8 protein-coding genes are annotated in these 9,896 nt (G+C 60.7%); 6 read left to right on the plus strand and 2 right to left on the minus strand.

Annotated features, from left to right (window positions below; all coding sequences use genetic code 11):
- Positions 1–40: 40 nt before the first annotated feature.
- Positions 41–2,866 carry a TMAO reductase system sensor histidine kinase/response regulator TorS gene (torS, locus tag AB5Y73_RS01660; protein WP_107682547.1) on the plus strand — a complete coding sequence of 942 codons (2,826 nt, stop codon included), beginning with the start codon at positions 41–43 and terminating at the stop codon, positions 2,864–2,866.
- A gap of 51 nt (positions 2,867–2,917) precedes the next feature.
- On the opposite strand, the gene AB5Y73_RS01665 is transcribed toward torS, so the two are convergent.
- Positions 2,918–3,202, minus strand: coding sequence for a hypothetical protein (locus tag AB5Y73_RS01665; RefSeq protein WP_088870031.1), 285 nt, complete (start codon positions 3,200–3,202; stop codon positions 2,918–2,920).
- Between the two features lie 324 nt (positions 3,203–3,526).
- On the opposite strand from AB5Y73_RS01665, the gene glyA reads away from it, so the two are divergent.
- The 5 genes from glyA (at position 3,527) to ribBA (ending at position 8,555) form a co-directional block, all read left to right on the plus strand.
- Positions 3,527–4,780 (plus strand): serine hydroxymethyltransferase, encoded by a 1,254-nt coding sequence (glyA, locus tag AB5Y73_RS01670; RefSeq protein WP_005338884.1) that lies wholly within the window; start codon positions 3,527–3,529, stop codon positions 4,778–4,780.
- A gap of 150 nt (positions 4,781–4,930) precedes the next feature.
- Complete coding sequence (gene nrdR, locus AB5Y73_RS01675; RefSeq protein ID WP_005338880.1) at positions 4,931–5,380, plus strand: transcriptional regulator NrdR; 450 nt, start codon at positions 4,931–4,933, stop codon at positions 5,378–5,380.
- Positions 5,381–5,477: 97 nt separating this feature from the next.
- Entirely contained in the window at positions 5,478–6,587 is a 1,110-nt protein-coding gene (ribD, locus tag AB5Y73_RS01680; protein ID WP_107682546.1) for a bifunctional diaminohydroxyphosphoribosylaminopyrimidine deaminase/5-amino-6-(5-phosphoribosylamino)uracil reductase RibD, read from the plus strand.
- A 55-nt stretch (positions 6,588–6,642) separates the two neighbouring features.
- The gene (locus tag AB5Y73_RS01685) at positions 6,643–7,296 is read left to right on the plus strand and encodes a riboflavin synthase (RefSeq protein WP_107682545.1); all 654 of its coding nucleotides are present in this window, start codon (positions 6,643–6,645) and stop codon (positions 7,294–7,296) included.
- 149 nt (positions 7,297–7,445) lie between these two features.
- Entirely contained in the window at positions 7,446–8,555 is a 1,110-nt protein-coding gene (gene ribBA / locus AB5Y73_RS01690) for a bifunctional 3,4-dihydroxy-2-butanone-4-phosphate synthase/GTP cyclohydrolase II (protein WP_101531049.1), read from the plus strand.
- Positions 8,556–8,611: 56 nt separating this feature from the next.
- Here the strand turns inward: ribBA and AB5Y73_RS01695 are convergent, their stop codons facing one another.
- The gene (locus AB5Y73_RS01695; protein WP_080741278.1) at positions 8,612–9,838 is read right to left on the minus strand and encodes a trypsin-like serine protease; all 1,227 of its coding nucleotides are present in this window, start codon (positions 9,836–9,838) and stop codon (positions 8,612–8,614) included.
- Between the last annotated feature and the right edge of the window lie 58 nt (positions 9,839–9,896).

Below are 9,896 nucleotides of genomic sequence, written 5' to 3' on the forward strand. Positions count from 1 at the left end.
TATTATCCGGTCAAAGCCGACCACAACCAAGGGACTTCCCGTGAGAATCTTTTCCGGCCTGGGTGGCAAGTTGCTGCTGGCCTTCTCCCTGATGGCGTTGCTGACCCTGAGTGCCTCCCTGCTGGGTTGGGTGGGGCTTAGCCATCTGCGCCAGCTGGAGCAAGGGGTGCAGCAGACCCTGGCCGATCAGGAGCTGGCCCGCACGCTCTCTCGCCTCAGCGGCGAGATCCAGAGCGCGTCGCGACTGCTGGCCACCGCGACCAGCGAGCAGGAGCGGGAGCATCAGGGACGCTTGCTCACTCTGCAGGGGCAACAGCTGCAGCAGGTGCTGGCGCAACTTGGCCGTGGGCAGGGTTCAACAAGCCTCGATCAGCTCAGTCAGAGCATCATCGGCAATCTGGGCCAGCAGGGCTGGCTGGTGGGAGAGCGGTTGACCCTGATGACGCAGGGGGAGGCGCAGCGGGCCCGTCTGGTGGCGGCGGCCGGACAGATTGCCGAGCTGGCGCGCAGTCAGATGGAGAACGCCGAAACCGTGATGGTGGCGGGATTGGGTTCCCTCTACCAACAGCAAGGTGCGCAGGCGACCCGGACGCTGGACCGCCTGCTGGAGCAGGACCTTGACTGGCTGGAGCAGATGACCGAGCTGCGTCATCGTACCCTGATGCAGCAGCAGCGCATCGAGGAGATGTGGCGCAGCGAACGGCAGGAACAGTTGCAAACGCTATTGCAAGAGGGGCAGCGGGAGCTGGCCATCTTGCAATTGCGGGCCGGGGCGGTGACCGATCCGGCTCGCCGGCAAGCGGTGGAGCAGGCGCTGACCGTGCTGGCGCAGAGCGACAAGCTGGTGCAACTGCGCAGCGACTGGCTCGGCAAGGGGGAGGCGCTGCGGGTGCTGGCCAATGCCAATGAGGCCCTGATGAGCAGCCTCAACCAGCAGGTCGGAGAGCTGGTCAGCCGTGCCCGCGATTCGCTGGGGCAGAGCCAGCAGGCGCTAAGTCAGCGCCTCAGGCTGCTGGAGCAGGCGTTGATGGGCATTGGCCTGCTTACGCTGCTACTGCTGATGCTGTTGATGTGGCGCATGGTCTATGGCCGGATCGTCTGGCCACTGCAACGGGCGGTGGCGGGGATGAGCCGGTTGGCGCGCGGGGATCTGGCTCCCCTTGAGCCGATCGCCAGCACCGGGCGCGATGAGCTGGCGGAGCTGGGCCGAGCTTTACAGGTGTTTCGTGACAATGCGGTCGAGTTGGGCCGCTATCAGCGCGAGCTGGAGTCGCGGGTCGAGGAGCGCACCGGCCAGCTCAGCCACGCCAACGAGCGGCTCAATGAGGAGGTGGAGAAGCAGCGGCAGGCCCGCGCCGAGGCAGAACAGGCCAACCGCGCCAAATCGGTGTTTCTCGCCACCATGAGCCACGAGATCCGCACCCCCATGAACGGCATTCTGGGCGGTCTGACACTGCTGGAAGATACCCACCTGAGCGATACCCAGCAGCGCTATCTGGCCGCCATCGAGCACAGTGGCGAATCCCTGCTGGAGATCCTCAACGACATTCTCGACTACTCCAAGATCGAGGCGGGCCATGTGGAGGCGCGCCGCGAACCCTTCCCCCTGTTCCAGCTGGTGGATGAGCTCAGCGCGTTGTTCCGGCCAAAGGCTGCGGCCAAGGGGGTCACCCTGGCGCTGGAATATGCGCCCGGGCTGGCGCCTGTGGTCGAGGGGGATCTGGGCAAGCTGCGCCAGGTACTCGGCAACTTGCTCGGCAATGCGGTCAAGTTTACCGCCCGTGGCCAGATTACCCTGACGGTGGCGCCCCTTGTCTGTCACGGCCCTTGCGCCGAGCCCTGCATCCGGTTTGTGGTGCGCGATACCGGCCCCGGCATTCCGGCCGATGAGCAGGAGGCGGTGTTCGAGGCGTTTCGCCAGCGCAAGCGTGATATAGGCCATCAGGGCGGCACCGGGCTGGGTCTGGCGATCAGCCGCAAGCTGGTGGCCGCCATGGGGGGCGAGCTGATCCTTGTCAGCGAACCGGGCAAGGGGTGTGAATTCAGCTTCAGCCTGCCCTTGCAACGCTCGAGTGCCCAGCTGCCTGCCGAGGCGCAACCGCTGCACCTTGGCCAGTCCCGTGACATCCTGCTGGTGGAGGATAACGAGATCAACCGGTTGGTGGAGCACGGCATGCTGACCCGCCTCGGCCATCGCGTCACTCTGGCGGAGGATGGTCGCAGTGCGCTGGCGCTGGTGACCGAGCGCCCCTTCGAGCTGGCGCTGCTTGATATCAATCTGCCCGATATGGACGGTATGAGCCTGCGCGAGGATCTGGCCGCCATCAGCGAGGAGATGCATGAGCGGCCGCTGCCCGCCGTCGCCATCTCGGCCCAGATGTATCCGGAGGATATCCGCCATTGCCTTGCCGCCGGGTTTGTCGATTTTGTCGGCAAGCCGGTGCGGCTGGCGGTGCTGGCCAATGCCATCGATCAGCTGTTTCGGCAAGAAGGGGCCTCTATCGAGCCGCAGGTGCAGTTATCAGTAGCCGTGCCCCCAACTAACCACCCCGAGTGGGCCAATCCGGTGCTGGATGCCGATCTGCCCCTGCTCGGTATGGCGCGGATCCGCCAGCTGGTCGCGCTGTTTGAGTCGCAAGGGCGGGTGTTGGTGGATAAGTTGGCTCAGGGTGAGGGGAGTGAGCAACGTCAGCTGGCGCACAAGCTCAAGGGGAGTGCGCTGGCGCTGGGGTTGACCGAATTTGCCAGCCACTGTGCGGCTCTTGAGGCGGGAGGCGGGGAGCCTGCGACAATCGGGGCGCAATTTGAAGCGGCGGTGAGCGGGTTGCAGCAGTGGCTGGCGGCCAACAGGGATGCGCTGTTCTGATCCCTGCTGGCGATGTACGGCGTTTAGGGAGGGTGGCCAGCCCCTGCGCCGTTATTCGATCTCGCGAAACAGCACCTGCTTGCACTTGGCACAGACCCATTCCCGGCGAAAATCGGTCAGGTGCACCATGCCTACCTCCAGCAACTCGTGGTGGCCGCAGTGATAACAGAAGATGATGTCGCCATCGACTGATTCAGGGTGGGCCGCCAGATAGTCGGCTTTGGTGGGGAGCTGCTCCCACGAGGTGGTGGGGACATGTTTGCGTTGGCTGGTGTAGTAGACCCAGTAGAACAGAAAAAAGACAGCCAGGATCACGAATGTCAGCAGATGGTCCATCTTGAACTCCTCCGGTTAGGTGCAGCCCCTCGGATGCATGGCTGCAATCAGCTCCATCATCATTAAATTTGTTTCGAATGAATATGTTACAGGATGGATAAAGAGGGCGTTGTGATCCCCTTCGGGTTTTGCCCGCCCGCGGCGGGATGAAAAATGTGCCGTTTGGCGGGGCGGCCAGGGTATTGAACGGGGAGGGAATCTTGTTTTTTACAACATAAATTCAACATTTTTTTAGGTGGTTGGACTGTCTCTTTGATCCAGCTCACGTTACAATGCCCGCGCCCACTTCACCTAACGCGCAAACGATTTTCAGGAGAGAAACGGATGTTGAAACGTGACATGACCATCGCCAATTATGATCCGCAATTGTGGCAGGCCATCACAGACGAAACCCGTCGTCAGGAAGAGCATATCGAGCTGATTGCGTCTGAGAACTACACCAGCCCCCGTGTCATGGAAGCCCAGGGCTCCCAGCTGACCAACAAGTACGCCGAAGGTTACCCCTCCAAGCGTTACTACGGTGGTTGCGAGTATGTGGATGTGGTCGAAACCCTGGCTATCGAGCGCGCCAAAGAGCTGTTCGGTGCCACTTACGCCAACGTGCAGCCGCACTCCGGCTCTCAGGCCAACAGCGCCGTTTACATGGCTCTGCTGCAGCCGGGCGACACCGTACTGGGCATGAACCTGGCCCACGGCGGTCACCTGACCCACGGCTCTCCGGTCAACTTCTCCGGCAAGCTTTACAACATCGTGCCTTACGGTATCGATGAGTCCGGCAAGATCGACTACGACGACATGGAACGTCAGGCTGTCGAGCACAAGCCGAAGATGATGATCGGTGGCTTCTCCGCCTACTCCGGCATCGTTGACTGGGCCCGCATGCGCGAAATCGCCGACAAGGTCGGTGCCTACCTGTTCGTCGACATGGCCCACGTGGCGGGTCTGATTGCCGCTGGCGTCTACCCGAACCCGGTTCCCCACGCTCACGTGGTTACCTCCACCACTCACAAGACCCTGGCTGGTCCGCGCGGTGGTCTGATCCTCTCCGCCGCTGACGACGAGGAGCTCTACAAGAAGCTCAACTCTGCCGTCTTCCCGGGTGGTCAGGGTGGCCCGCTGATGCACGTCATCGCCGGTAAAGCCGTTGCCTTCAAAGAGGCGCTGGAGCCGGAGTTCAAGACCTATCAGGCTCAGGTTGTCAAGAACGCCAAGGCGATGGCTGCCACCTTTATCGAGCGCGGTTACAAGATCGTCTCCGGCGGTACCGACAACCACCTGATGCTGGTTGACCTGATCGGTCGCGAGCTGACCGGTAAGGATGCTGACGCTGCATTGGGCAAAGCCAACATCACCGTCAACAAGAACTCCGTGCCCAACGACCCGCGCTCCCCGTTCGTCACCTCCGGTGTGCGTATCGGTACCCCGGCCATCACCCGCCGCGGTTTCAAGGAAGCCGAGTCCATCGAGCTGACCCACTGGATCTGCGACGTACTGGACAACCACGACAACGATGCCGTGCTGGCCACCGTACGCGAGAAGGTGCTGGATATCTGCCGCCGCTTCCCGGTTTATGGCTGATAAGTCAGACTATCCGGTTTGAGACCAATGCCACCTGCGGGTGGCATTGTTTTTTCTGGCTTTTACCGGTTTTGGATGGCCGTGCTACACTGGCCGACCTAGATCCTGGCCCGCCGGGCCGGTCCCTGTTCCATTAACGCCGGAGGTCCGATGCATTGCCCATTCTGTAGTGCGGTTGATACCAAGGTGATCGATTCCCGTCTGGTGGCAGAAGGCCATCAGGTGCGCCGCCGTCGTGAGTGTCTGCTCTGTCACGAGCGTTTTACCACCTTCGAGATGGCCGAGCTGGTGATGCCCCGCGTCATCAAGTCCAACGGCTCCCGCGAGCCGTTCAACGAAGACAAGCTGCGCGCCGGCATCCTGCGGGCGCTGGAGAAGCGGCCGGTGAGCATGGAGGCCATCGAAAAGGCGGTCAACCATATCAAATCCCGCCTGCGTGCCACCGGCGAGCGCGAAGTCGCCTCCGAGCTGGTGGGCAATCTGGTGATGGATGAGCTCAAGAGTCTCGACAAGGTGGCCTATATCCGCTTTGCCTCCGTCTATCGCAGCTTCGAAGATATTCGCGAGTTCGGCGAAGAGATCGCCAAGCTGGAGAAGTAAACCGCCATTCTTACCCATGTTGCCGCGTCCGATTACGCTGCGCTAATCGAACCTACGATACTGCGTAAAGCCGAGATGTGTTGTCAAAGGAGCCCGAATGTTTAGTCAAGATGATTACCAATGGATGAGTCGGGCCCTCGAACTGGCCCGCCGCGGCCGCTACACCACGGCCCCCAACCCCTGCGTCGGCGCCGTGCTGGTCAAGGATGGCGTGGTAGTTGGCGAAGGGTGGCATCAGAAAGCGGGCGAACCCCATGCCGAGGTCTACGCCCTGCGCGCCGCCGGTGACAACGCCCGCGGCGCCACAGCCTATGTGACCCTCGAACCCTGCTCCCACCACGGTCGTACCCCTCCCTGCGCCGAGGCGCTGATCAACGCCGGTGTGGCCCGGGTGGTAGCGGCCATGGTTGATCCCAATCCCCAGGTGGGTGGGCGTGGCCTGCGGATGCTCTCCGAAGCGGGGATCAAGACCGATTTCGGCCTGCTGGCGAGCGAAGCCGAAGCGCTCAACCCGGGCTTTTTCAAGCGGATGCGTACCGCCTTCCCGCGGATGACCGTCAAGCTGGGGGCCAGCCTCGATGGCCGCACCGCCATGGCGAGCGGCGAGAGCCAGTGGATCACCTCCCCCGATGCGCGCCGTGACGTGCAGCGACTGCGGGCCCGCCACGATGCGGTGCTCTCCAGCGCCGAAACCGTGCTGGCCGATGGCGCTTCCCTGACCGTGCGCTGGGACGAGCTGCCCCCCTCGGTCAAGGCGAGCTACCCCAAAGAGACCCTGCGCCAGCCGCTGCGAGTCATCGTCGATTCGCAAAACCGCCTCACACCCGACTTGCCGCTGTTCCAGAGCGAGAGTCCGGTGCTGCTGGCCCGTCACAAGGCGTCCGGCGAGTGGCCCGAGTGGGTGCAGCAGCTGGAGCTGCCGCTGCTGGATGGCAAGCTGGATCTGGTCAGCCTCTTCATGCTGCTGGCCAAACAGAACGTCAACTCGGTGCTGGTCGAGGCGGGCCCGCGGCTCTGCGGCGCTCTGCTGGAGAAGGGGCTGGTGGATGAGCTGGTGCTCTATCAGGCACCCAAACTGATGGGTGACGAAGGGCGCGGCCTGTTCCATCTGCCGGGCCTGACCCGGCTGTTCCAGGCGCCCAAGCTCGCCATCAAGGACGTGCGCATAGTGGGGCCGGATATTCGCATTACCGCCAAAATAGCCTGATTTATCAATGTTCAAGGGGGCATAATCAGCCCCCGTCATCAGCAAGGTGATCTGCATGTTTACCGGAATTATCGAAGCGGTGGGAACCCTGGCCGAACTGCGTCGTCAGGGCGATGACATGGCCCTCACCGTCCACGCACCAGGTCTGGATTTTAGCGACGTCAAACTGGGCGACTCCATCGCCACCAACGGCGTCTGCCTCACCGTCGTGGCGCTCGGCGACAAGAGCTATACCGCCGACGTGTCGCTGGAAACCCTCTCCCGAACCGGCTTTGCCGCCGCCAAGGTGGGCGATCGGGTCAACCTGGAGAAGGCGCTGATGCCCACCTCCCGCCTCGGCGGCCATCTGGTCTCCGGCCACGTAGACGGAGTAGGGGAAGTGAAAAGCGTCTCCAGCAGCGGCCGCGCCATCGAGTACTGGATCAAGGCGCCGGGCGAGCTCTCCCGCTATATCGCCGAGAAGGGCTCCATTGCGGTGGATGGCATCAGCCTCACGGTGAACGCGGTGCAGGGGGACCTTTTCCGTCTGACCATCGTGCCCCACACAGCCCAGGAGACCACCATCGCCAGCTGGAAGCCGGGCCGCAAGGTCAACCTCGAGGTGGATCAGATCGCCCGCTATCTGGAGCGGCTGATGATGGGGAAAAGTCAGGAGAGCAGCGCCTCGACCCTGACCATGGAGACGCTGGCCAAGGCCGGTTTTCTCTGACGGTGTGCGCTAAATCTGGCCACCAAAACGATTTTCTGTGATCCCGCTCTGATTGAAATGGAGCCGCTAGCCCCAATCTAGAGCAACATACACACGCATTTGCGTTGAGCCTGCGGGCTCAACCCCCAAGCACACTGATGGAGTAGCCCATGGCGCTGAGCACAACCCAGGAAATCATTGCCGATATCAAGGCTGGCAAGATGGTGATCCTGATGGATGACGAAGACAGGGAGAACGAAGGGGACCTCATCATGGCCGCCTCCTGCGTCCGTCCGGAGGATATCAACTTCATGGCCCGCTACGGCCGTGGCCTCATCTGCCTGACCCTGACCCGGGATCGCTGCAAGCAATTGGCGCTGCCGCTGATGGTGGATCGCAACAATGCCCAGTTCTCCACCGCCTTTACCGTCTCCATCGAGGCGGCAGAAGGGGTGACCACGGGTATTTCCGCCGCCGATCGCGCGGTGACCGTACAGGCGGCTGTGGCGCCCAACGCCAAGGCAGCCGATCTGGTGCAGCCGGGCCACATTTTCCCGCTGATGGCGCAGGATGGCGGCGTGCTGACCCGTGCCGGTCACACTGAAGCAGGTTGCGATCTGGCCCGTCTGGCCGGTTTCGAGCCTGCCGCCGTCATCGTCGAGATCCTCAACGAAGATGGCACCATGGCGCGCCGTCCTGATCTGGAGCTGTTTGCCGAGGAGCACGGTATCAAGCTTGGCACCATCGCCGACCTTATCGAGTACCGCAACCAGCACGAGACCACGGTCGAGAAGGTGGCCGAATGCAAGCTGCCGACCGAGTTTGGCGAGTTCGACCTCATCACCTTCCGCGACACCATCGACAATCAGGTTCACTTCGCCCTGAAAAAGGGTGAGGTGCAGGCCGACCAGCCGACCCTGGTGCGCGTCCATCTGCACGATGTGCTGAGCGATCTGCTGCTGACCGACCGCCACGCCGCCCGCAGCTGGCCGCTGCCCAAATCCATGGCCCGCATCGCTGACGAGGGCGGGGTGCTGGTGATTTTGGGGGCTGAATCCCACGGCGCCGAGCTGCTGGCCCGGGTCAAGGGTTTTGAAGCCGCCGACAAGGGACTGGCACCGGAAGGGGCCAAGTGGCAGGGCACCTCGCGCCGGGTGGGTGTCGGTTCCCAGATCCTCAAAGCGTTGGGCGTGAGCAAGATGCGCCTTTTGAGCTCGCCGAAGAAGTACCATGCCCTCGGTGGTTTCGGTCTGGAAGTGGTTGAGTACATCGGCGAGTAATTAATCTTTGTAGGATAAAAAAGATGACGCCATGGCGTCATCTTTTTTCGTTGGTTTCAACGGCGACGCCGCAGCCAGGCTATTGGTATTAGTAACAGGGCAGCTAGACCGATAGAACCACCGCCGCCACCGCCACTACCTGATGTGGTTGTCGGCTGTGAGGGTTGGGCGGGTTGCGGTGTCGGTTCAGGGATGGGGGCTGCTTCTTCTTTTGTTGTGATACCTATAAGTGCTGCTTCAAGTGTTGAAGCTCGTCCAGCAATGGTACTTTTCATACTAATGATTTCGGCACGAATAGAGTCAACAGCGTATTTGCCATCGAAACGAACGCGAATTGTGCAATCTTGGCCCGGTTTTAGTTCAACGTTACAGTTATTGGCTATTCCAGGTGCAGTAGTTACCAGATCACTCAGGGTTGCGCTGAACATGGTGCGGTTGACTAGTCTATATTCTGCCCAGCGGCTCTGGTTTGCCGGAACATTCAGTCCGCGTAGTGATGTAATGGTAATGTTGTGTTTTTGTTCGTTTATCCAATCAGCCAAAGCAGGTGCATAAGTGTATCCCCCTGCGGCTCCGGAAGCACATGGAAAGGCCCCATAGCTAGTGATGCCGACCAGCTGTCCCATATAAACCAATGGCCCCCCGCTATCGCCTTTGCAGGAGTCCTGCATCACGGTCTGCCCGGCAAAGATATGGCTCAGGGTTGTGTCTCCATACCATCTGTCCCTGTCGCCTTGATAAGGGAGGTCAATAGTCTGCAGTACTGGACTGTCAATAGTGGCCTGCGGATTGATGCCGCCATAACCGTAGGTTCGTAGTTGAGTTGGCCCAACCCATGTGTCTTTGGTATTTAATGGCGCCACAGTGATAGGAGCATTGGCTGTGGGTGTTGCCAAGTGCAGCAGGGCAATATCTTTTTCAAAGGTTGGAATATCAAAACCGAGGGATTTCAGGCGATTGACCAGATATTCGGTATTCATCAAAACTTGATCAATCGAAGTCCGTTGATGGGATTTGCTCAAGTCAGTTACGCCGATGACGACTTCCATCTTGCCTACTTGCGGGTTTTCTACACAATGGGCTGCTGTGACGACCCACTCACGATCGATAAGAGTACCGCCACAGTAGTTGAACCATGTTCCGTTAACATTTTCCCCAATGGCAACCATCCAGCTTGGAGCGGTAGTACCACTGCCGCCAATAATGCGTGGTGTGCTATTTGCGTGAGGCGATATAGCTGCGATGATTGCAGATATCAATGCCGCACGTTTTAAATACAACATTTCGAACTCCTTTCAGTGTGTTTTTATTTTACCGCACTGGAACGATGCGGTTGTGTGG

The sequence above is a fragment of the Aeromonas sp. s7(2024) genome (assembly GCF_040907825.1).
GTDB classification, from domain to species: domain Bacteria; phylum Pseudomonadota; class Gammaproteobacteria; order Enterobacterales; family Aeromonadaceae; genus Aeromonas; species Aeromonas veronii.

Bases quoted from the DNA above. Each gene is read 5' to 3' on its own strand.
- AB5Y73_RS01665 (WP_088870031.1), bottom strand. From the start codon at position 3,202: ATGGACCATCTGCTGACATTCGTGATCCTGGCTGTCTTTTTTCTGTTC.
- glyA (WP_005338884.1), top strand. From the start codon at position 3,527: ATGTTGAAACGTGACATGACCATCGCCAATTATGATCCGCAATTGTGG.
- nrdR (WP_005338880.1), top strand. From the start codon at position 4,931: ATGCATTGCCCATTCTGTAGTGCGGTTGATACCAAGGTGATCGATTCC.
- ribD (WP_107682546.1), top strand. From the start codon at position 5,478: ATGTTTAGTCAAGATGATTACCAATGGATGAGTCGGGCCCTCGAACTG.
- AB5Y73_RS01685 (WP_107682545.1), top strand. From the start codon at position 6,643: ATGTTTACCGGAATTATCGAAGCGGTGGGAACCCTGGCCGAACTGCGT.
- ribBA (WP_101531049.1), top strand. From the start codon at position 7,446: ATGGCGCTGAGCACAACCCAGGAAATCATTGCCGATATCAAGGCTGGC.
- AB5Y73_RS01695 (WP_080741278.1), bottom strand. From the start codon at position 9,838: ATGTTGTATTTAAAACGTGCGGCATTGATATCTGCAATCATCGCAGCT.